The following is a 20,662-nucleotide window of genomic DNA, read 5'->3' as shown; positions in this document are numbered from 1 at the left end:
ATTCCACAATGACTACGACTTCCCCTCCCAAGCGCATTGACTTCAATACGCCTGAACTGCAACGCAAGCGCCGCATCCGCGCGCTCAAGGATCGCCTGACCCGCTGGTACGTTCTGGTCGGCGGGCTCGCCGTGCTGGCGGCCATTACCTTGATTTTCTTCTTCCTGGCGTATGTGGTCCTCCCGCTGTTCCAGGGCGCGGACCTGACCTCCAAGGACTCGATTACTCCTGCCTGGATGCAGGACGCCGGCAAACCGCTGATGATCGCCATCGAAGAGCAGAACCAGGTGGCGATGCGGATTTCCGACAAGGGCGAGGCGCTGTTCTTTGATGTAGACACCGGGGCAGAGCTGCGTCGTGTCGACCTGCCGGTGCCGGCGGGTGCCAGCGTGACCTCCATCGGCGAAGACCAACCCGGCAGCCCGCTGGTGGTGATCGGTCTGTCCAACGGCCAGGCACTGGTGGTGCGTCATACCTATAAAGTCAGCTATCCGGACGGCAAGAAAACCATTTCGCCGGCCATCGAGTACCCGTACGGCGAAACGCCGATTGTGCTCAACGAGCAGGGCGCGCCGCTGGAGCACGTATCGCTCAACGCCACTGATTCGACCCTGTTGCTCGCCGGTTCCACGGGCGCGCAACTGCAGGTGCTGTCGATCACCAGCGAAGAAAACATGATGACCGGTGAAGTCACCAGCGAGCAGACGCGTATCGATCTGCCGCAGATGACCGAGCCGGTCAAAAACATCTTCGTCGACCCGCGTCAGCAATGGCTGTATGTGGTCAACGGGCGTGCCCAGGCCGATGTGTTCAGCCTGCGGGAAAAGAGCCTCAACGGTCGCTACAAGCTGCTTGAGAACGGCGACGCCCAGGTCACCGCCAGCACCCAATTGGTAGGCGGGATTTCCCTGATCATTGGTGACTCCACAGGTGGCCTGGCTCAGTGGTTCATGGCCCGCGATGCGGACGGTGAGCAACGCCTGAAACAGATTCGTACGTTCCAGATGGGCACTGCGCCGATCGTTGAGATCACCGCCGAGGAACGGCGTAAAGGTTTCGTGGCCTTGGACGCTTCCGGCAAACTCGGCGTGTTCCACAGTACCGCTCACCGCACCTTGCTGGTGGACCAGGTGGTCGACGGCCAGGGCCTGTTCGGCATGTCACCTCGGGCCAACCGTCTGATCGTGGAGCAAGGCGGCAAGTTGCAACCGTTGCTGCTGGATAACCCGCACCCGGAAGTCTCGTGGAGCGCGTTGTGGGGCAAGGTCTGGTACGAAAACTACGACGAGCCTAAATACGTCTGGCAATCGACTGCGGCCAACACCGATTTCGAACCCAAGATGAGCCTTTCGCCGCTGACCTTCGGCACCCTGAAAGCGGCGTTCTACGCGATGCTGCTGGCTGCGCCGCTGGCGATTGCTGCCGCGATCTACACCGCGTACTTCATGGCCCCGGGCATGCGCCGCAAGGTCAAGCCGGTGATCGAACTGATGGAAGCGATGCCGACGGTGATCCTCGGTTTCTTCGCCGGCCTGTTCCTGGCGCCCTACGTCGAAGGGCACCTGCCAGGTATCTTCAGCCTGCTGATGTTGTTGCCCGTTGGCATCCTGGTGGCCGGTTTCGTCTTCAGCCGCTTGCCTGAGTCCGTGCGCCTGAAGGTGCCAGAGGGCTGGGAAAGCGCGATGCTGATCCCGGTGATCCTGTTCGTGGGCTGGCTCTCGCTGTACATGAGCCCGTACATGGAAGCCTGGTTCTTCGGTGGCGACATGCGCATGTGGATCTCCCATGATCTGGGCATCACCTACGACCAGCGCAACGCCCTGGTAGTCGGCCTGGCGATGGGTTTCGCGGTCATCCCGAACATCTACTCCATCGCTGAAGACGCCGTGTTCAGTGTGCCGCGTGGCCTGACCCTGGGCTCGCTGGCCCTCGGTGCCACGCCGTGGCAGACCATGACCCGCGTGGTGATTCTCACCGCCAGCCCCGGCATCTTCTCGGCGCTGATGATCGGCATGGGCCGTGCGGTCGGTGAAACCATGATCGTGCTGATGGCCACCGGTAACACGCCGGTCATGGAAATGAACCTGTTCGAAGGTCTGCGCACCCTGGCGGCCAACGTGGCGGTGGAAATGCCTGAGTCGGAAGTCGGCGGCAGCCATTACCGCGTGCTGTTCCTGTCGGCGCTGGTGCTGCTGCTGTTCACCTTCATCATGAACACCCTCGCCGAGCTGATCCGTCAGCGTCTGCGCAAGAAATATTCGTCGCTTTAAGAAAGGTAGAAGTCTGTGAAACAGAACTCCCTGAAAGGATGGTTCAAGAGCGGCGCCCCCGGCGTCTGGATCAGCGGTGGTGCGGTGTCCATCGCGGTCATCATGACCATTGGCCTGCTGGCAGTGATTGCCGTGCGCGGTCTGGGCCATTTCTGGCCGGCGGACCTGATCCACGCCAGCTACAACGTGCCGGGCATGCCCGCGCATCTGGTTGTAGGCGAAGTGGTGCAGAAGGAATCAGTGCCCCGCGAGCGTCTGAAAAGCGCTGGCCTGCCGGTGCCGGACGAAGGCCCCGAGTTCATGACCCGCGAGTTGATCAAGGTCGGCAACCGAGACCTCAACGGCACGGATTTCACCTGGATCGTCGGTGACTGGCTGACCAACCAGACCACGCCGCCGGAGCTGATGGCCATCGAGCGTCGTGAGTGGGGTAATTTCTACGGCTACCTGGTCAACGTCAAAGAGAACGGCAAGGTCATCGCCGAAGGCGAAGCGGCCTGGCCGGAACTGCAAGCTCGCGTGGCCCGGGTCAACAAACTCGCGGCTGAGCTCAAGACCCTGGAAAAATCCGACATCGGCGCAATCAACGCAGGACTTGAGCGCATTCGTCTCAAAGGTCGCAAGCTGGAGCTGGAAGGCAAGCTGGACGCTGCTGCACAAGCGGACCTGGACGCTGACCGCGCCGAGCTCGATGCCCGCTACAAAGACATCGAAGCGCGTCTGGGCGACCTGCATTCGCAGTTCAACCGCGACAGCCTGACCGCCCGCGATGCCAATGGCAAAGAACTGGAAATCGAGATCGGCAAAGTGGTGCATGCCTACCAGCCGAACGGCATGGGGACGTTCACCAAGATCGGTTTCTATTTCAGCAAGGTCTGGGAATTCCTCAGCGACGATCCTCGTGAAGCCAACACCGAAGGCGGGATCTTCCCGGCGATTTTCGGCACCGTCATGATGACCCTGATCATGGCGATGGTGGTGACGCCATTCGGTGTGCTGGCAGCGGTGTACCTGCGCGAATACGCTCGCCAGGGACCGATGACCCGCCTGATCCGCATCGCGGTGAACAACCTGGCGGGCGTACCGGCCATCGTCTACGGTGTGTTCGGCCTGGGCTTCTTCGTTTATGTGTTAGGTGGTTCGGTTGACCGGTTGTTCTTCCCCGAAGCCCTGCCGGCACCGACATTCGGTACCCCGGGCCTGCTCTGGGCGTCCCTGACCCTGGCGCTGCTGGCGGTGCCGGTGGTGATCGTCGCCACCGAAGAAGGCCTGGCGCGTATCCCCCGTACCGTGCGCGAAGGCTCCCTGGCCCTGGGCGCGACCAAGGCTGAGACACTGTGGAAAATCGTGCTGCCCATGGCGAGCCCGGCGATGATGACCGGCATGATCCTCGCGGTGGCTCGCGCCGCGGGTGAAGTGGCGCCATTGATGCTGGTAGGCGTGGTGAAACTGGCCCCGTCGCTGCCGCTGGACGGCAACTACCCGTACCTGCACTTGGACCAGAAGATCATGCACCTGGGCTTTCACATCTATGACGTAGGCTTCCAGAGCCCGAACGTCGAAGCGGCGCGACCGCTGGTATACGCCACGGCGCTGTTGCTGGTGCTGGTGATTGCCACGCTCAACCTGTCGGCGGTGTGGATCCGTAACCACCTGCGCGAGAAGTACAAAGCACTCGATAGCTGATTTCACACTGATCTTTTGTGGGAGCGAGCCTGCTCGCGATGGCATCACCTCGGTTTTAAAGCCAAACCGAGTTGCCTGAATCGCGAGCAGACTCGCTCCCAGACAACCGAACCGAATTTGTTAGCACAGGGAGCCTCCCATGCAACACGAGACACAAGCACGCGGCATCAACATGTCGGCCCTGGGCCGCGACAAGCAGAGCCTGGACCTGGCTCAGGAAACCGTCGCCATCGAAGTGCCCGGCCTGAACCTGTTCTACGGTCAGAAGCAGGCGCTGTACGACGTCAGCCTGAACATTCCGAAACAGCGCGTCACCGCGTTCATCGGCCCGTCGGGCTGCGGCAAGTCGACCTTGTTGCGCACCTTCAACCGTATGAACGATCTGGTGGACGGCTGCCGCGTCGAGGGCGAAATCAACCTCTACGGCAACGACATCTACCGCAAGGGCGAAGATGTGGCCGAGCTGCGTCGTCGTGTGGGCATGGTGTTCCAGAAGCCTAACCCGTTCCCCAAAACCATCTACGAGAACGTGGTCTACGGCCTGCGCATCCAGGGCATCAACAAAAAGCGCATTCTTGACGAAGCCGTGGAATGGGCGCTCAAGGGCGCGGCGCTGTGGGACGAGGTCAAGGATCGTCTGCACGAATCGGCACTGGGCCTGTCCGGTGGTCAACAGCAACGTCTGGTGATTGCCCGTACCATCGCCGTTGAGCCGGAAGTCTTGTTGCTCGACGAACCTTGCTCGGCCCTGGACCCGATCTCGACCCTGAAAGTCGAAGAGCTGATCTACGAGCTCAAATCCAAATTCACCATCGTCATCGTGACCCACAACATGCAACAGGCGGCGCGGGTTTCCGACTACACCGCCTTCATGTACATGGGCAAACTGGTGGAATTCGGCGACACCGACACCCTGTTTACCAACCCGGCCAAGAAGCAGACCGAAGACTACATCACCGGTCGCTACGGCTAGCCGTAGAGCCGCAAGCGTCAAGCTGCAAGCGGCAAGTAGAAGCGATCCGAGTAACGACACACATCAGCTTGCAGCTTGTAGCTTGCAGCTCACAGCTTTTGCGGAGCAAAACCATGATTTCGAAGGAAGGCCTTACTCACCACATTTCCGCACAGTTCAACGCCGAGCTGGAGGAAGTACGCAGTCACCTGCTGGCCATGGGCGGGCTGGTGGAAAAGCAGGTCAACGACGCGGTGACCGCGCTGATCGAGGCCGACTCCGGCCTGGCCCAGCAAGTGCGCGAGATCGACGACCAGATCAACCAGATGGAGCGCAACATCGACGAAGAGTGCCTGCGCATCCTGGCCCGTCGTCAACCGGCCGCTTCCGACCTTCGCCTGATCATCAGCATCTCCAAGTCGGTGATCGATCTGGAACGAATCGGCGACGAAAGCACCAAGATCGCCCGTCGCGCCATTCAGCTGTGCGAAGAAGGCGAGGCGCCGCGCGGTTACGTCGAAGTTCGTCACATTGGCGACCAGGTGCGCAACATGGTGCGCGACGCACTGGATGCCTTCGCCCGTTTCGACGCCGACCTGGCACTGTCGGTGGCCCAGTACGACAAGATCATCGACCGCGAATACAAGACCGCGCTGCGTGAGCTGGCGACCTACATGATGGAAGACCCGCGCTCTATCTCCCGGGTGCTGAGCATCATCTGGGTGCTGCGTTCTTTGGAGCGTATCGGCGATCATGCGCGCAACATCTCGGAACTTGTGATCTACCTGGTGCGCGGCACCGACGTGCGGCACTTGGGGCTCAAGCGCATGAAGGCCGAAGTGGAGGGCACCTCGTCCGAAACCGCTAATGTTCCGGGCGAAACTGACGATAAGTAAGATTGCCCAAGAAAAGCGCCCGGCCTTCTGGTCGGGCTTTTTTTTGCGGCTTTTTTAATCGATAGCAGCACCCCGCGAACGAAGAGTCCCGGCGTGACTGAAGGTTTTTTGGCAATATGCCATCAGTAAAAGCGGTATGCTTGCCGGGATTTTTTAGAGGTGTATCTGGATGAGTAAGGTCAGTGTGTTGGTCGTGGACGACGCTTCGTTCATTCGTGACCTGGTGAAGAAGTGCCTGCGCAACTACTTCCCGGGCATCCGCATCGAAGATGCGGTGAACGGTAAGAAAGCCCAATCCCTGCTGGCCCGTGAGGCGTTCGACCTGGTGCTGTGCGATTGGGAAATGCCGGAAATGTCGGGCCTGGAGCTGCTGACCTGGTGCCGCCAGCAGGACAATCTCAAGGGCATGCCGTTTGTGATGGTCACCAGCCGCGGCGACAAGGAAAACGTGGTCCAGGCGATCCAGGCCGGCGTTTCCGGCTACGTCAGCAAGCCGTTCACCAACGAGCAACTGCTGACCAAGGTCAAGCAGGCCCTGCACAAGGTTGGCAAGCTCGACACCCTGATGAACAGCGCTCCGACCAAGATGAACTCGGCGTTCGGCAATGATTCGCTCAGCGCGCTTACCGGCGGCAAGGCGGCTCCGGTTGCGGCGGCGGCTCCGGCGGTCAATCCGTTTGCCAAGCCTGCTGTCGTTGCAGCTGCCGCGCCTGCCGCTGTTGCTGCTCCAGCCCGCGGCATGCTCAATAGCCCGCCGGTCAAAGCGCCTTCAGCCTCCACCGCCCCGGCTGGCGCCAACCGTGGTCAGGGCCAGTTGCGCCTCTCCAGCGGCACCCAGCAATGCGTGATCAAGGCCCTGAGCCTCAAGGAAGCGCTGCTGCTGGTCAAACGCACCGACACCCTGCCACAGGTGCTGGAAAGCGCCGTGCTGGACATGGAGCAGGGCGACAACGCCGAAACCGCTCGCCTCAACGGTTACTTGCACGCCATCGTTGCTCACGAGCAGACCCCCGACAGCGAATGGCTGCAACTGACCTTCCGTTTTGTCGATAAAGACCCACAGAAGCTCGACTACATCTCCCGCCTGATTGCCCGCGGTACAGCGCAGAAGCACTTCGTACCTGGCGCCTGATTCGGCGGCGTCCTTCAGTCAGTCATCGCGAGCAGGCTCGCTCCCACAGTGATCTCTGTTGTTCACAAAATTTGTGTCCACAGCAGATCCAGTGTGGGAGGGAGTCTGCTCGCGATGGGGTCACCAGCGACAATAGCGCCCTATCGGCCAACCCATTTTGAAACATCCGTCGACTACGCTGGTCCATCCAGCTGCTAGGCTGCAGTGCAGGCCTTCATTTCGACAGAATTTTTGCCCATGTTTTTGCCCCTGCTGTTTGCCTGTGGTCTTGTCCTGGCCTCCACCTCGGCCGTGGCCATGACGATATACAAGTCCACCGATGCCAATGGCGTGGTGTCCTACAGCGACCGCCCCAGCAAGGGCGCGCAGGTGTTCGTGTTCCGTGATCGCATGGTCGAACGTCTCGAGCGCCAGGTGTTTCTCGATATCAAGAAACAGAAGGGCGCGGACGCGGTGTTCGTGCGCAACGACTTGTACGCGCCGGTGGAGATCGAATTGAGTTTTGCCGGGCTACGCAACGTCAGCGGGGCACCGAGCCGGCCGATCCGGCGGGTGCTGCCGGCGCGCAGCAACCTGCGTCTGGCGCTGCTCACGGCCACGCGCCCCGGAAAGCCTTTGGTGTATACCCCGCGGTTCGAATACTCCCTGGGCGACCCTGCAGGCACGGCGCAGGCCTATCGATACCCGCTGCCGTGGCGTGGCGGTCCGTTTCGGCTGAGCCAGGGGGCCAACGGTCAATACAGCCACTATGGCCCCAAAAACCGTTATGCCATGGACATCGCCATGCCCGAGGGCACGCCGATCATCGCGGCGCGCGGCGGCGTGGTGGTCAAGACGGAAAACCACCAGACCGGCCGTGGCACCGACCCGTCGGGCAACTTCGTGCGGGTGCTGCACGATGACGGGACCATGGGCGTGTACCTGCACCTGCAAAAAGGCTCGGTGAGCGTGCGGGAAGGGCAACGGGTGATGGTGGGAACGCCGCTGGCGCTGTCTGGCAATACCGGCAACAGTTCAGGTCCGCACCTGCATTTCGTGGTGCAGCGCAATACCGGGTTGGGGCTGGTGTCGATTCCCTACCAGTTCAATCAACCGGTGGGCGACTTGCCCAACTTTGCGTTGGGCAAGCAGTAAGCGGCTGGCGCCGATCTACTGTGGCGAGGGAGCTTGCTCCCGCTGGGTCGCGAAGCGGCCCCAAAAGCGACGACTGCTTCGCAGCCGAGCGGGAGCAAGCTCCCTCGCCACAGAGATTGTACATGCCTTGTAGAAAGGTGGGGCTCAACCGAGCATCAACACCTTCGCCAGAATAATCTTCGGTCCTTTCATCTTCTTGATGATGATCCGCAGGCCTTCGACTTCCAGCACTTCTTCCTCTTCCGGCACGCGCTTGAGGGTTTCATAGACCAGCCCGGCGAGGGTCTCGGCCTCGATGTGGTCCAGGTCGATGCCCAGCAGGCGCTCGACCTTGAACAACGGCGTGTCGCCGCGCACCAGCAGCTTGCCCGGCTGATAGGCCAGGATGCCGCGCTCGGCCTTGCGGTGTTCGTCCTGGATGTCGCCCACCAGCACTTCGAGCACGTCTTCCATGGTCAGGTAACCGATGATGTTGCCGTCGGCTTCTTCAACCAGGGCGAAGTGCGAGCCGCCCTTGCGGAACTGCTCCAGCAGCTGCGAGAGCGGCATGTGCCGCGACACGCGCTCCAGTGGGCGGGTGAGTTCGGCCAGGTTGAACGACTCGGGAATGTGATCCAGGGCCGCCAGTTCCAGCAGCAGATCCTTGATGTGCAGCAGGCCGACGAACTCCTGGCGATCGCTGTCGTACACCGGATAGCGGCTGAACTTGTGGCGACGGAACATCGCCAGGATCTCCTTGAGCGGCGCATTGAACTCCAGCGTCACCAGGTCTTCCCGGGAGTTGGCCCAGTCCACCACTTCCAGCTCGCCCATTTCCACAGCCGAGGCCAGCACACGCATGCCCTGGTCGCTTGGGTCCTGGCCACGGCTGGAGTGCAGGATCAGTTTCAGTTCTTCACGGCTGTAATGGTGCTCGTGATGCGGGCCGGGTTCGCCTTGGCCGGCGATACGCAGGATGGCGTTGGCGCTGGCGTTAAGCAGGTAGATCGCCGGGTACATGGCCCAGTAGAACAGGTACAGCGGCACGGCGGTCCACAGCGACAGCAGCTCGGGCTTGCGAATCGCCCAGGATTTGGGCGCCAGCTCACCGACCACGATGTGCAGGTACGAAATGATGAAGAACGCGGTGAAGAACGACACGCCCTTGATCACTTCCGGCGACTCAACGCCGACCGCGCCCAGCAGCGGCTCCAGAACGTGGGCGAACGCCGGCTCACCGACCCAGCCTAGGCCCAGGGAGGCCAGGGTGATACCCAGTTGACAGGCCGACAGGTAAGCATCGAGCTGGCTGTGAACGGTACGCAGGATATGCCCGCGCCAGCCGTTTTTCTCAGCGATGGCCTCGACCCGGGTCGAGCGCAGTTTGACCATGGCAAATTCGGCCGCAACGAAAAAGCCGTTGAGCAGAACCAGGATCAGAGCAAAAAGAATCATGCCGAATTCGGCGAAGAGTGTTGCCAGGGACAAGCCAGGGGAAGGGTCCATGATGGAGTTTTGCGGGTTCCGTATATTCGAAAGGATTGGAAATGAGTGCCTGAAAAGGCAGGCACAAGTCAGCCAATGTAGCGGCTGACTGGGCCGTTGCCTAGTGGCGAGTGCTGGCCGGTCTCAATCGGCGGCGCGGGTGAGGCGCGCGCGAACCGTCTGTGCCGGGGCAAAATGGCAGGTAAACGTACTGCCATGGCCGGGCACGCTGCTGATTTCCATGCGCCCGCGATGCCGCAGTAACACGTGCTTGACGATCGCCAGGCCCAGCCCGGTGCCGCCGGTATTGGAGTTGCGACTGGAATCGACGCGGTAGAAACGTTCGGTCAGGCGCGGCAGGTGTTTGCTGTCGATGCCGATGCCCGAATCCTGCACGCTCAGGTGTGCGCCTTGGCCGTCGCCCCACCAGCGAACGTGAATCCGGCCTTGTTCCGGCGTGTACTTGACGGCATTGAACACCAGATTGGAGAAGGCACTGCGCAATTCGGCCTCGCTGCCCTTGAGCTGCACGTTAGGGTCGGCTTCAAGGGTGATGGTCTGCTGCTTGGGCCCGGAGAGTTCCTGGGCATCCTCAACAATGATTTGCAGCAAGTCGTCGACAGGCACCGGCTGGTTGTCCGAGGGGTAATCGGTGGCTTCAAGTTTGGCCAGCAGCAGCAGGTCATTGAGCAGGGTCTGCATACGCCCGCTTTGCTGGTGCATCTGCTGCAACGCGCGGCTCCAGCGTGGGTTCACTTCCTCGACATTGTCCAGCAGGGTTTCCAGATACCCGCAGATCACGGTCAACGGCGTGCGCAACTCATGGGAGACGTTGGCGACGAAGTCTTTGCGCATCTGTTCCAACTGATGGATGCGCGTCACGTCACGTACCAGCATCAAGTGCTCGTTGTTGCCGTAGCGCGTGAGGTACAGCTGAATGCGCACCCGGTCATTGGTGGGCGAAGGAATCTCCAGCGGCTCGGCGTAGTTTTCCTGTTCGAAGTATTCCTTGAAGCGAGGGTGGCGCACCAGGTTGGTCACTGGCTGGCCGCTGTCTTGAGGGGTCTTGAGGCCCAGCAGGGTTTCGGCGGCGCGGTTCCACCATTCCAGGTTGCCATCGCTGTCGAGCATGATCACCGCGTCCTTGAGCGCCGCAGTGGACTCCTGGACCCGGTCGATCACCGCTTGCAGGCGGCCACGCACGCGCTGGTCGCGCCGTTGCAGGTGATAGATGCTGTCGAATACCTCACCCCACAGGCCATAGCCGTCAGGCGGGGCCTCGTCGGGTTTATGCAGGCGCAACCACTCATGCATGCGCAGCAATTGCTTGAGCGTCCAGGCCAGGTACAGCGCCAGGCCCGCCGCCAGACTCCAGCCGTAGAAGCCGGTGATCAGGCCCACGACCAGACAGCCGGTCACTAGCAACAACATGTGGCGAATCAGGGTGCCATGCCAGTTTTGATTCAATTGAACGCGCGTCCTTGTCAGCTTGTCGGGCGGTAAGGGCTCGGGTCAGGCCTTGGTCGAAAAACGGTAACCGGTGCCGCGCACAGTTTGTACCAGATTCTCATAGGCATCGCCGAGGGCTTTGCGCAGGCGACGAATGTGCACGTCCACGGTGCGCTCCTCGACATAAACATTACCGCCCCAGACCTGGTCCAGCAGTTGCCCACGGGTATAGGCGCGCTCCTGGTGAGTCATGAAAAATTGCAGCAGACGGTATTCGGTCGGGCCCATCTCGGCGGGTTTGCCGTCGATGGTCACGCGGTGGCTGATGGGGTCCAGCAGCAGGCCGCCGACTTCAATCGGTGCCTCGCCATCGGTCGGACCGGCGCGCCGCAACACGGCCTTCAGGCGTGCCACCAGCTCCCGAGGGGAAAACGGCTTGGTGATGTAGTCGTCGGCGCCAACTTCCAGGCCCTGGATCTTGTTGTCTTCTTCGCCCTTGGCGGTGAGCATGATGATCGGGATATCACCGGTCAGCTCATCGCGCTTGAGGCGTCGCGCTAGTTCAATGCCAGACGTACCGGGAAGCATCCAGTCCAGCAGAATCAAGTCGGGCTTGCGGTCGACGATGATGGCGTGGGCCTGTTGGGAGTTTTCTGCTTCCATGCAGTCATAGCCGGCCATCTCCAACGCAACGGCGATCATCTCGCGGATGGGCGCTTCGTCGTCGACGATCAGAATGCTCCTGCCAACCATGGGGTAATCCTCTTGTCATTTAACTGTCTTGCGCCGCATTAGATAACGGAATTATTGCAGTCGTGTGACACTTGTTTCGGCACCCGGCAGTGTAGAGGATCCTGGACTAAGCTTTTGAGTCCGATTCCTGACAACTGCAAAAGAAGGTTTCCATGACTTACCTTACCCAATCCATCAAGGCCCTGGGCCTGGCGGTTGCCTTGGTGCTGCCGGCGCTGGCGTACGCGGCTGACGAACCGGCGATGATCAAAGATGGCATGCTGACCGACCACAAGGGCATGACGTTGTATACCTTTGAAAAAGACCAAGGCGGCAAGTCAGCGTGCGTCGCCAAATGTGCCGAGAACTGGCCACCGCTCAAGGCTGAAAGCGCTGCCATGCCCATGGGTAAATGGACCGTGATTACGCGCGACGACGGGTCGTCGCAGTGGGCCTACGACGGCAAGCCGCTGTACACCTTCGTGAAGGACGAGAAAGAAGGAGACAAGACCGGTGACGGCGTAATGGGCGGTGCCTGGAAGGTTGCCAAGCCCAAGTAGCTGATCGGTGCTAAAACGCTTTTGTGGCCGGGGAGCAAGCTCCCCGCCACAAAGATTTTCATGACCGTGGGTTCAGCGCTGGGTCAGCGGTCTCACCGCAACGCGTAATCCAGCACAATCCCCACGAAAATCGCCAAACCGGCCCAATGGTTGTGCAAAAACGCCTTGAAGCAGCGCATCCGGTCCCTGCTCCGGGTGTACCAGAACTCCCAGGCAAAACACCCGGCAGCGGCCACCAGCCCCAAGTGGAACCAGCCGCCCAACTGGAATTTCGACCCGGCCAGCAGCAGACAACCCAAGGCCAAGCCCTGCAGCGTCAGGATGATCACGCGGTCGGCATCGCCAAACAGAATGGCCGTGGACTTGACGCCGATCCGCAAGTCATCGTCCCGGTCAGTCATCGCGTAATAGGTGTCGTAGCCCACCGTCCACAGCAGGTTGGCGATGTACAGCAGCCAGGCCGCCGCCGGCAAATGCCCGGTTTCGGCAGTGAACGCCATCGGCATGCCCCAGGAGAACGCTGCCCCCAGCACCACTTGCGGATAGTAGGTGTAGCGCTTCATGAACGGGTAACTGAACGCCAGCGCCAGCCCGCCGAGGGACAGCAAGATGGTCGGTGCATTGGTGCACAGCACCAGCAGGAAGCTCACGCTCATCAGCACCGCGAAGAACACCAGTGCCTCTTTCGAACTGATCTTGCCACTCACCAGCGGGCGCTGTTCGGTGCGTTTGACGTGGCCGTCCACCTTGCGGTCGGCCCAGTCGTTGATCACACAACCACCGGCGCGCGTCAGGACCACGCCAAGCACGAAAATCACGATGTTGGCCAGGGACGGCGAACCTTCCCCGGCAATCCACAAAGCCCACAACGTCGGCCATAACAGCAGATAGATGCCGATGGGCTTGTCCAGGCGCGTCAGTTGCACGAAGTCCCACGCCCGCGGGTTCAGGCGGTTCAAGGATTTGAGCAGTTGCACGTACATCAGCAGTTCTCCGAATAGGCGCGGGCGACGGTCCACAGGCGCGGCAGGAAAATTTCCGCCACCAGCACACTCAACGTTCCGCGATCAAAACGCGAACGGCGGCCCCACAGTTCACGGGCGCGCACCTCAGCCGGCAACCATTGTTCGGGGTAATGGCAAACCTCGATGGCCCGGCGCTGGAACGCCTGGTCGCAAAACAGCAACTCGCCCAGAGAGCGACTGCCCAGTTCGTCCATCTGCAAACCGTCGCCCTGCAACGCGCTACGCGCCGCCACACTGCGGGCAAACACCCAGGCCTCGCCATGGCCGCGCAGATACACCTCGCGTACCCAGCCTTCGCTGCCCTCGGCCAGATCCAGCGCGGCACATTCGTCGGCCCGCAAGGGTTGCCAACCTTCGAACAGCGGCGTCACGCTGAAACGCTCATCCGACAGCCGCGTCAGGCGCCGGGTCAGGGACCCTTCGTCGAACAGCCAGTCGAGCACACAGGCGTCAGGGCGAGGCGACAGCAGGGGCTGGGGCAACCATTGGAGTGTAGGAAATATCGAATTTGTATGCGGCACAGAGGTCTTGAATGGCAGCAAATGAGGCCGCGAGCTTACCATGTCGGTTGGCGAATTTGATTCAGCGGGGCGGTCTTAGCGTCGATCATGCTTGCATCTATCGCGACCGATCAGTACAAAACGCCCTGAGCCGGAAGGGGCAGCTTTACATCGACCCAACCATACCGGCAAATGCCGACACCTGAGGAAGTACCTGAATGAAAAAGTGGCAATGTATTGTCTGCGGCCTGATCTACGATGAAGCCCTTGGCTGGCCGGATGACGGCATCGCGCCCGGCACTGCCTGGCAAGACGTACCCGAAGACTGGCTCTGCCCGGACTGCGGCGTGGGTAAATCGGATTTCGAAATGATCGCTATCTGATCGTTTCCTGCATGGAGAGCTACATGGAGAGCAACATGAGTGCACCTGTCGTCATCGTCGGTACGGGCCTTGCCGGTTACAACCTGGCCCGGGAGTTTCGCAAACTCGACAGCGAAACTCCGCTGCTGCTGATCAGCGCCGATGACGGTCGCTCCTACTCCAAGCCGATGCTCTCCACAGGCTTTGGCAAAAACAAAGACGCCGACGGTCTGAGCATGGCCGAGCCGGGCGCCATGGCCGAGCAACTGAACGCCGAAGTGCGCACCCACACCCGCATCAGCGGCATCGATCCGGGCCATAAACGCTTGTGGATCGGCGAAGAAACGGTGAACTACCGCGACCTGATCCTGGCCTGGGGCGCAGAAACCGTGCGCGTGCCGGTACAAGGTGATGCCTCGGACCTGATCTTCCCCATCAACGATCTGGAAGACTACGCACGCTTTCGCGCAGCGGCCGCCGGCAAGCGCCGGGTGCTCTTGCTCGGTGCCGGGCTGATTGGCTGCGAATTCGCCAACGACCTGATCCTGGGCGGTTACGAAGTGCAACTGGTCGCGCCGTGCGAGCAAGTCATGCCGACCCTGCTGCACCCTGCGGCCGCCGCTGCGGTACAGGCCGGGCTGGAAAGCCTCGGCGCGCGTTTCCACCTGGGGCCGGTGCTCAATCGCCTGCAACGGGTGGCCGACGGGCTGGAGGCGCACCTGTCCGACGGCCAGGTGATCGCCTGCGACCTGGTGGTCTCGGCCATTGGCCTGCGCCCCCGCATCGACTTGGCCGCCGCTGCCGGCCTGGTGGTCAATCGCGGCGTGGTGGTCGACCGCCACCTGAAAACCTCCCACGCCAACATCTACGCCCTGGGCGACTGCGCCGAGGTCGACGGCTTGAACCTGCTGTACGTCATGCCGCTGATGAGCTGCGCCCGCGCCCTGGCCCAAACCCTGGCCGGCAACCCGACCGCCGTGCGCTACGGTGCCATGCCAATTACCGTGAAAACCCCGGTGTGCCCACTGGTGGTTTCGCCACCACCACGGGGCAGCGAAGGCGTGTGGAGCGTCGAAGGGCAGGGCAGTGACATCAAGGCCCTGTGCCGCGACGCCAACGGCAACCTGCTGGGTTACGCCCTGACCGGCGCGGCCGTGATGGAAAAACTGGCACTGAACAAAGAGCTTCCAGCGCTGCTGGCGTAAATGCCAGTCCTTCTGTCGTAAATACCCTGCTTTCGGCGCGACAAAGGCCACCCTGACACTGGCGTCGCCTGCGGCCCCGTGCCATCCTCACTCCCGTCTGCCGCAGAGTAGAGCCTGCGGCGCCTTAGGGGCTGTTTCCATGAGTACAGCCCAGACATAACAACAAAAAAACCGTCAAAAGGGGCTTCATTCATGCGTAAACCAGAACTCGCCGCCGCCATCGCGGAAAAGGCCGACCTCACTAAAGAGCAAGCCAACCGCGTCCTCAACGCCGTTCTCGAAGAAATCACCGGCGCCCTGCACCGCAAGGACAGCGTCACCCTGGTAGGCTTCGGCACCTTCCTGCAGCGCCACCGCGGCGCGCGTACCGGCAAAAACCCACAGACCGGTGAGCCGGTGAAGATCAAGGCCAGCAACACGGTCGCCTTCAAGCCGGGCAAAATGTTGAAGGACAGCGTCAATCCATAATCGCCGCGGGTTCCCCGGTTAGGGGGCAAACGGTAGAAAAAAAGGGCATGCCGATTGAGTCGGATGCCCTTTTTTTATGGCTTTGTCCCGAACGTCGAAGGCCCCAAACCGCCAATGTGGGAGCGAGCCTGCTCGCGATGGCCGCCTGTTGGTTGGGCGAGGGGATTTATCCCCGCTCGGTGGCGCAACCCAGATTAACGCCCGTATACCTTCTGCAACTGCGCCTCTGTCAGCGCATCCTCGAACGGCACCGGCACTGATTTCACCGCGCCGTAGAGGTTGCGATAACGCCAATAACTGCCGTTGTGGGCCAGTTGATAACCGCGCTCGACCACGCGCTGACCATCGAGCACATAACGCAAGGTTTCCTGGGCGGCTGGCGGTGGGGTCGGCAGCATCAGGTCGGTGGTCAGCACGCGCATCGATTCGTCGATGCACTCGTCCAGCACCGCCGTGACTTGCGCCAGATCCAGGCTGCCATCATCAATGCAGCGGCTGCCGCAACGCCGAATCGGCTGGCTGGTGACTTCGATGCGCATGCGGTACAGCGCCGAACCGGCAATATCCTGGACCTGCACCTGATTGATCAGCACGAAACTGCCGCGATCGGGGGTGAGCATCAGTTTAGGTTCGACCAGCAAGCGCGCAGTCACGGGCCCCGTTCCCTGCTTGAGGCCGGCCGCCAGCGAAGCCTGCTGGAAACGCTGTTGCAGACGTTCCTGCAACGGCACGCCCGCCAACAGGTCGGCCAGCGGGCGCGACTCCTTGGCGGCAGCGTTTTCCGCGTCCCGCTGCAAGCTGCCGCTGCCCATCTGGGTATTGATCAGGCTGGCGACCAGCAAACCGGCAAGCCCGGCAGTGTTGCCGGAACTGGCGATCAGATTATGGCTCGACGACGCGGCCTGCTGCGCGGCCTTGGCGTCGACCACAGTGCTGGCCCCCACGAACGCCGGCGGCAGTTGTACATCCACCCTGACCCCATGGGCCTGGACGTAAGTCACCGCCTCTTGCGACTTGAAACCGGCCGGCGGCGCAGGCTTCTGCGCGCAACCGGCCAGCACCAGCAGGGCCAGCGTGCCGGCCGTTATCAGCGCGGGTTTCATTGTTCGAACGGGGTGATCATTTGCTGGCGGCTGGTATCCATCGCCTGGTAGAAGGCGTTGGTCAGATTGGCGTAGTTGGGCTCGTCCCACTCACCCTGAGCGGCCTGCACGACGGCAAAAGGTTTGAACCACAGCAGCTTGTTGTCGGCCAGATCAACCACCATGCCTTGCCCGCCCACCTGGGCCATCGGCACGCTGGTCGGCACGACGCTGTAATAGCTGCGAGTGGCGCCGGTAGCCAGAATGTTGACCAACAACAGGCGATCCACCCCGTAAGTCGCCTTGAGCGGCGTCAGGTCGCGGACCGTGTAGCCTTCGCGGAAACTGACTTCCTTATAGACCTTCAGATCCACCGGCTCGTCGATTCGTTTGGCCTTGTAACCCTTGGCCTGCAACTTGGCGACAATGGCGTCCGGCAGCGTGTTGAGGTCCTTGACTTGCCATTTCTCGACACTGTCGCTGAGTGTGCTGTTAACGCCCTTGTTGATGGCCAAATCCAGAAGGCCCTGATTGCCGGTAAGCGCCAGCACAGGCTCCGGCACCACGGTAATCGCCACACCGATAGTCGGCTCCTTGGCATCCCAGAATTGATGATCCAGCGGTACTGGTGGTTGAACGTGGGCGCAGCCGGTGAGCGTGAGGCAGGCGAGTAACGTCAGTGCAGCGAGGGTGCGGAAGGTGTGAAAAGACATGCATCAAGTCCTTATGATTTAAAAACGATGCTGCCTGTGTCGGCAGCATCGGGCGGAACAATAGTGGCAGATTGATATATTTTTTTCAGCTGGGTTACAGAGCGCTTGGCAGCGGGCCAGCACTCTTAACTGGGAAGCGGAAGGTCTCAAGGCGCGTTGAGGTGATTGGATCTATAGCGTGCGTACGGGTTTGTGCGGTTCATTGCGGACTGGCAGCTATAGGCCAGAAGCTGCGTCTTAGTGAAGGTGACTAATTCCTCGTCACGAGCAGAGCAGTAACCGGCCAAAAACAGGCCATGGACACGCTGCTAGTAACTTCGTAATCTCCTTGCAGGCCATGTCGCTTTTTCTACCCGCCCATGTCGCGGTTCCTCCGCGTTTTGCAAGCTTGTGAAGGAGTTATCCATGGACAGGGAACGTTATTAGACACAAGTGGCGGAAAAATATTACCCCGCTTGTGTCGTCTACTTATGGTTAGCTACATCTTGAGATTTGTGCGATGCCAGAAGAATGGTTCCAATTCCAGGAGCGGATAAAAGATCACTTTGTGTCTCTGGGCGCAGAGGCTCGAACAAACGTTCGCATACACGGTGTCAGGACATGTCACGATATCGATGTCTATGTGCAAACCAGATATCTTGGGGAAGATTTGGTATGGCTGATCGAGGCGAAATTCTGGAAAACAAAAGTTAAAAAGAATCAGGTGCTCGCGCTCAGGGCAATCGTTGAGGATGTAGGCGCTGATCGGGGCTTCATTATTTCTATGGCGGGTTTTCAGAAAGGCGCTATTGAGGCCGCGAGCAAAACCAATATAAAACTTAAAACATTCGATGAGCTAGTCTCTGATACAAGAGAATTTGCAGAGAGCGAGATTCTAAAGGTTTATAGAGAAAGAGTAAATTTGCTTGAGGACAGATACTGGTCGCATTCCAAGCGCACGAGAATTGAGTACGGCCTTCGACATGACATCATTGACAATGTTTTTACTTTTACTGGTCAAGAACTTCTTAGAACCGCTAGAAGCGCGATAATGGCGGCAGAAGATAGAAGTTATCCTATTGATCTACAGATGGTGCTGACGGAGCGCAAAGGTGAAGCCGTCGCGGACAGCTTCCAGCAGCTATGCAACTGGCTTAATTTGAACCTGAATCACTTGGATGAGCGTCTTCTCAATGCAGAATGGAGCATGTACGAGAATGGGGAATATCAACCAGACACTGGAAGAACTAGAGCGCGAGAGTTTTACGTTACTGAACTCATGGCAAAGGCAATGATGGGCAAGCTTGAGGAGGAGTAGCGGCTAACATCTGATTCAAACCGTTCGCTTCACTCACTGGGACGGGCTAACTCCCCCCCCCCCCCCCCCCTTAACCAAAGGTTAGAGGTTACTCATGGAAGTCAGTAACGTGATTGAAATAGATTTCAACCAGAAACTTGAAATAAAGATTAACAATCAAAGGCCGGTTGTGTTAACTGATCTGACGATGTCTTTGCTTGGCATAAATCAGCAATATCAGCGATTTATCGAATCCGAAACTAACCAAGATTACAATGCAAGCACAGAGCTATACATTAAAGAGGTTCGCACGGGCTCCATAATTGTCGAGCTTGTAGCGCTTGCAATGCCTATTGTTCCATTAGTCTGGGGTGAAGGCTCACTATCAGAGTGGACAACCCAAGCTAAAGCAGTCATAGATTGGTTTCTTGGCAAAATTGACAACCCGCCAAAAGAAGTCTCCAAACAAGACCTAAAGCAGTGGAACAACATCCTAGAACCAGTAGCGAAAGACAATGGTTCCCAGCTAAATTTCACTGTATCAAATGGCGGCACAGTGATTAATCAGTTTTTCATAAATTCTCAAGAAGCCAATGCCGCCCAGAACACTATCCAGCGCCAACTTGAACGCCTCGTTGAGCCCGAGGATCACATTCAAAGAAATAAAGTAATGTATTGGTATCAAACAAAATTTGATAGCGAGTCACACACAGGCGACAAAGCAACTATTGAGGACATATCTAAGAGGCCGTTGAAAGTAATATTCGAAAATAATGCGGTGAAAGAAGCCATGCTTGCGGGTGACGAGCGATTCTCTAAACCATGGCACAAGCTAGCATATGTAGTCGATGTTGAAGTTCAAACAATAAACGGCGTAGCAAAAATGTATACGATTCTTCGCTACCATGAAGAACATACATTCGATCCAGAGTAACGCAACCTCTAACAACTGGTTCAAACCGTTCGCTTCGTTCACTGGGCGTACGAAAGTCCGCCCCTTAACCAAACGTTAGTGTCTACTTTGGATCATAGCGACGTGACGGGAGTGGCTGGTTGTGGCCGACAGCAGGCGAGGGTCAATAGTCAGTATTTGGGCCGTTTGCTTGATGTCGGTAGGTGATGCATCGAAACGAAAGCGCAGCCTTGAGTTACTGCGGAATGCGCATGGAGTATCAGAGATAAGCTAGGTGGAAGCGCGCAGCCCAGTGATGAAATGAAACAGGCTCGCTAGGAAGGCTGCGGTTGGATGCAAATACATCAAACCCGACGCAATACGTCGGGTTTGATATCGGATGGTTTGCTATCGCGGATCAACGTTATCCAGCACCCGGTTCGCCAGCAACGAACTCAATTCAATCAGTTGCTGAATGCCAAGGGCAAAGTGGCGGCGCGAGCCTTCCAACTCGAAGGCCAGGTCGCTGACCATCGCATCCGCCGAAGCCAGGGTTTCGCTGAGGTTGGCCAACAGGGATTCGTTGTCGATGTCTTTTACGACGGTGAATAGCTGGCCCGGTTTAGAGGCGTCTTCGGGCTTCGTCTGTTTTGGCAACAGATAGAAATCCAGGGCGCGTTTTGCGGCTTCGTCGTGCTTTTTGGTTTTGGATCTGGTGCGCGGAGGAGCTTGGTCCGCCTCTGGCGGATTCGGTGAATGTTTGAACATTTGTATATTTCCTTTAGTAGGCCGCCACCATCTCGCTACTAAACGAATGGAGGCAGCTGTGCGCAAGTTAGTAGACCGGTGAAATACACAAAGCCC

20 protein-coding genes are annotated in these 20,662 nt (G+C 59.3%); 12 read left to right on the top strand and 8 right to left on the bottom strand.

Translation table 11 applies throughout. The annotated features are described in order from the left end of the window. The first annotated feature begins 236 nt into the window (after positions 1–236). The 6 genes from MKS85_RS16525 (at position 237) to MKS85_RS16500 (ending at position 8,070) form a co-directional block, all read left to right on the top strand. Positions 237–2,270 (top strand): ABC transporter permease subunit, encoded by a 2,034-nt coding sequence (locus tag MKS85_RS16525; protein ID WP_188251916.1) that lies wholly within the window; start codon positions 237–239, stop codon positions 2,268–2,270. Between the two features lie 15 nt (positions 2,271–2,285). Continuing rightward, on the top strand, positions 2,286–3,956 hold the full coding sequence (pstA, locus tag MKS85_RS16520; RefSeq protein ID WP_047226723.1) for a phosphate ABC transporter permease PstA: 1,671 nt from the start codon (positions 2,286–2,288) through the stop codon (positions 3,954–3,956). 139 nt (positions 3,957–4,095) lie between these two features. Next, positions 4,096–4,929: a phosphate ABC transporter ATP-binding protein PstB gene (pstB, locus tag MKS85_RS16515; RefSeq protein WP_047226724.1), complete on the top strand. Its 834-nt coding sequence runs from the start codon at positions 4,096–4,098 to the stop codon at positions 4,927–4,929. Positions 4,930–5,042: 113 nt separating this feature from the next. After that, positions 5,043–5,804, top strand: a complete 762-nt coding sequence (gene phoU / locus MKS85_RS16510; RefSeq protein ID WP_047226725.1) for a phosphate signaling complex protein PhoU — start codon at positions 5,043–5,045, stop codon at positions 5,802–5,804. 169 nt (positions 5,805–5,973) lie between these two features. After that, positions 5,974–6,936: a response regulator gene (locus MKS85_RS16505; RefSeq protein ID WP_047226726.1), complete on the top strand. Its 963-nt coding sequence runs from the start codon at positions 5,974–5,976 to the stop codon at positions 6,934–6,936. Between the two features lie 237 nt (positions 6,937–7,173). Next, complete coding sequence (locus tag MKS85_RS16500) at positions 7,174–8,070, top strand: M23 family metallopeptidase (protein ID WP_047226727.1); 897 nt, start codon at positions 7,174–7,176, stop codon at positions 8,068–8,070. Between the two features lie 144 nt (positions 8,071–8,214). On the opposite strand, the gene MKS85_RS16495 is transcribed toward MKS85_RS16500, so the two are convergent. The 3 genes from MKS85_RS16495 to phoB all read right to left on the bottom strand — a co-directional run bounded on the left by MKS85_RS16495 (position 8,215) and on the right by phoB (position 11,736). Next, positions 8,215–9,555 (bottom strand): hemolysin family protein, encoded by a 1,341-nt coding sequence (locus MKS85_RS16495; protein WP_047226728.1) that lies wholly within the window; start codon positions 9,553–9,555, stop codon positions 8,215–8,217. 123 nt (positions 9,556–9,678) lie between these two features. Continuing rightward, positions 9,679–10,965 (bottom strand): phosphate regulon sensor histidine kinase PhoR, encoded by a 1,287-nt coding sequence (gene phoR / locus MKS85_RS16490; RefSeq protein ID WP_230682609.1) that lies wholly within the window; start codon positions 10,963–10,965, stop codon positions 9,679–9,681. Positions 10,966–11,046: 81 nt separating this feature from the next. Further along, positions 11,047–11,736, bottom strand: coding sequence for a phosphate regulon transcriptional regulator PhoB (gene phoB, locus MKS85_RS16485; RefSeq protein ID WP_003177195.1), 690 nt, complete (start codon positions 11,734–11,736; stop codon positions 11,047–11,049). Positions 11,737–11,888: 152 nt separating this feature from the next. Here phoB and MKS85_RS16480 point away from each other — a divergent pair, with 152 nt between their 5' ends. Beyond that, positions 11,889–12,275, top strand: coding sequence for a hypothetical protein (locus MKS85_RS16480; protein WP_076383212.1), 387 nt, complete (start codon positions 11,889–11,891; stop codon positions 12,273–12,275). 92 nt (positions 12,276–12,367) lie between these two features. Here the strand turns inward: MKS85_RS16480 and ubiA are convergent, their stop codons facing one another. Together ubiA and MKS85_RS16470 are read right to left on the bottom strand one after the other, a co-directional pair. Then, a complete protein-coding gene (gene ubiA, locus MKS85_RS16475; RefSeq protein WP_188251872.1) occupies positions 12,368–13,258 on the bottom strand; it encodes a 4-hydroxybenzoate octaprenyltransferase in 891 nt (296 codons plus the stop codon). After that, positions 13,258–13,821: a chorismate lyase gene (locus MKS85_RS16470; protein WP_047226791.1), complete on the bottom strand. Its 564-nt coding sequence runs from the start codon at positions 13,819–13,821 to the stop codon at positions 13,258–13,260. The genes ubiA and MKS85_RS16470 overlap by 1 nt, the downstream gene beginning before the upstream one ends. 197 nt (positions 13,822–14,018) lie before the next feature. Here MKS85_RS16470 and MKS85_RS16465 point away from each other — a divergent pair, with 197 nt between their 5' ends. The 3 genes from MKS85_RS16465 to MKS85_RS16455 all read left to right on the top strand — a co-directional run bounded on the left by MKS85_RS16465 (position 14,019) and on the right by MKS85_RS16455 (position 15,835). After that, positions 14,019–14,183, top strand: a complete 165-nt coding sequence (locus MKS85_RS16465) for a rubredoxin (RefSeq protein ID WP_047226732.1) — start codon at positions 14,019–14,021, stop codon at positions 14,181–14,183. A 35-nt stretch (positions 14,184–14,218) separates the two neighbouring features. Then, the gene (locus tag MKS85_RS16460) at positions 14,219–15,367 is read left to right on the top strand and encodes an NAD(P)/FAD-dependent oxidoreductase (protein ID WP_047226792.1); all 1,149 of its coding nucleotides are present in this window, start codon (positions 14,219–14,221) and stop codon (positions 15,365–15,367) included. Between the two features lie 192 nt (positions 15,368–15,559). Beyond that, positions 15,560–15,835: an HU family DNA-binding protein gene (locus tag MKS85_RS16455; RefSeq protein WP_024777879.1), complete on the top strand. Its 276-nt coding sequence runs from the start codon at positions 15,560–15,562 to the stop codon at positions 15,833–15,835. 194 nt (positions 15,836–16,029) lie between these two features. Here the strand turns inward: MKS85_RS16455 and MKS85_RS16450 are convergent, their stop codons facing one another. Both MKS85_RS16450 and MKS85_RS16445 read right to left on the bottom strand, forming a co-directional pair. Then, a complete protein-coding gene (locus tag MKS85_RS16450) occupies positions 16,030–16,938 on the bottom strand; it encodes a hypothetical protein (RefSeq protein ID WP_310663023.1) in 909 nt (302 codons plus the stop codon). Next, a complete protein-coding gene (locus MKS85_RS16445; protein ID WP_310663022.1) occupies positions 16,935–17,630 on the bottom strand; it encodes a hypothetical protein in 696 nt (231 codons plus the stop codon). The genes MKS85_RS16450 and MKS85_RS16445 overlap by 4 nt, the downstream gene beginning before the upstream one ends. A gap of 499 nt (positions 17,631–18,129) precedes the next feature. Between MKS85_RS16445 and MKS85_RS16440 the strand changes: the two genes are divergently transcribed. After that, positions 18,130–18,927 carry a restriction endonuclease gene (locus tag MKS85_RS16440; protein ID WP_310663021.1) on the top strand — a complete coding sequence of 266 codons (798 nt, stop codon included), beginning with the start codon at positions 18,130–18,132 and terminating at the stop codon, positions 18,925–18,927. Between the two features lie 94 nt (positions 18,928–19,021). Then, positions 19,022–19,840 carry a hypothetical protein gene (locus MKS85_RS16435; RefSeq protein ID WP_310663020.1) on the top strand — a complete coding sequence of 273 codons (819 nt, stop codon included), beginning with the start codon at positions 19,022–19,024 and terminating at the stop codon, positions 19,838–19,840. A 366-nt stretch (positions 19,841–20,206) separates the two neighbouring features. Here the strand turns inward: MKS85_RS16435 and MKS85_RS16430 are convergent, their stop codons facing one another. Beyond that, entirely contained in the window at positions 20,207–20,566 is a 360-nt protein-coding gene (locus MKS85_RS16430) for a DUF6124 family protein (protein WP_310663019.1), read from the bottom strand. Positions 20,567–20,662 lie beyond the last annotated feature (96 nt).

The sequence above is a fragment of the Pseudomonas sp. JL2 genome, assembly GCF_031570495.1.
Lineage (GTDB): Bacteria > Pseudomonadota > Gammaproteobacteria > Pseudomonadales > Pseudomonadaceae > Aquipseudomonas > Aquipseudomonas rhizophila.
This window is presented reverse-complemented; position numbering and strand designations above follow the sequence as displayed.

Bases quoted from the DNA above. Each gene is read 5' to 3' on its own strand.
- MKS85_RS16525 (WP_188251916.1), top strand. From the start codon at position 237: ATGCAGGACGCCGGCAAACCGCTGATGATCGCCATCGAAGAGCAGAAC.
- pstB (WP_047226724.1), top strand. From the start codon at position 4,096: ATGCAACACGAGACACAAGCACGCGGCATCAACATGTCGGCCCTGGGC.
- phoU (WP_047226725.1), top strand. From the start codon at position 5,043: ATGATTTCGAAGGAAGGCCTTACTCACCACATTTCCGCACAGTTCAAC.
- MKS85_RS16505 (WP_047226726.1), top strand. From the start codon at position 5,974: ATGAGTAAGGTCAGTGTGTTGGTCGTGGACGACGCTTCGTTCATTCGT.
- MKS85_RS16500 (WP_047226727.1), top strand. From the start codon at position 7,174: ATGTTTTTGCCCCTGCTGTTTGCCTGTGGTCTTGTCCTGGCCTCCACC.
- MKS85_RS16495 (WP_047226728.1), bottom strand. From the start codon at position 9,555: ATGGACCCTTCCCCTGGCTTGTCCCTGGCAACACTCTTCGCCGAATTC.
- phoR (WP_230682609.1), bottom strand. From the start codon at position 10,965: ATGTTGTTGCTAGTGACCGGCTGTCTGGTCGTGGGCCTGATCACCGGC.
- phoB (WP_003177195.1), bottom strand. From the start codon at position 11,736: ATGGTTGGCAGGAGCATTCTGATCGTCGACGACGAAGCGCCCATCCGC.
- MKS85_RS16480 (WP_076383212.1), top strand. From the start codon at position 11,889: ATGACTTACCTTACCCAATCCATCAAGGCCCTGGGCCTGGCGGTTGCC.
- ubiA (WP_188251872.1), bottom strand. From the start codon at position 13,258: ATGTACGTGCAACTGCTCAAATCCTTGAACCGCCTGAACCCGCGGGCG.
- MKS85_RS16465 (WP_047226732.1), top strand. From the start codon at position 14,019: ATGAAAAAGTGGCAATGTATTGTCTGCGGCCTGATCTACGATGAAGCC.
- MKS85_RS16460 (WP_047226792.1), top strand. From the start codon at position 14,219: ATGAGTGCACCTGTCGTCATCGTCGGTACGGGCCTTGCCGGTTACAAC.
- MKS85_RS16455 (WP_024777879.1), top strand. From the start codon at position 15,560: ATGCGTAAACCAGAACTCGCCGCCGCCATCGCGGAAAAGGCCGACCTC.
- MKS85_RS16450 (WP_310663023.1), bottom strand. From the start codon at position 16,938: ATGAAACCCGCGCTGATAACGGCCGGCACGCTGGCCCTGCTGGTGCTG.
- MKS85_RS16445 (WP_310663022.1), bottom strand. From the start codon at position 17,630: ATGTCTTTTCACACCTTCCGCACCCTCGCTGCACTGACGTTACTCGCC.
- MKS85_RS16440 (WP_310663021.1), top strand. From the start codon at position 18,130: ATGCCAGAAGAATGGTTCCAATTCCAGGAGCGGATAAAAGATCACTTT.
- MKS85_RS16435 (WP_310663020.1), top strand. From the start codon at position 19,022: ATGGAAGTCAGTAACGTGATTGAAATAGATTTCAACCAGAAACTTGAA.
- MKS85_RS16430 (WP_310663019.1), bottom strand. From the start codon at position 20,566: ATGTTCAAACATTCACCGAATCCGCCAGAGGCGGACCAAGCTCCTCCG.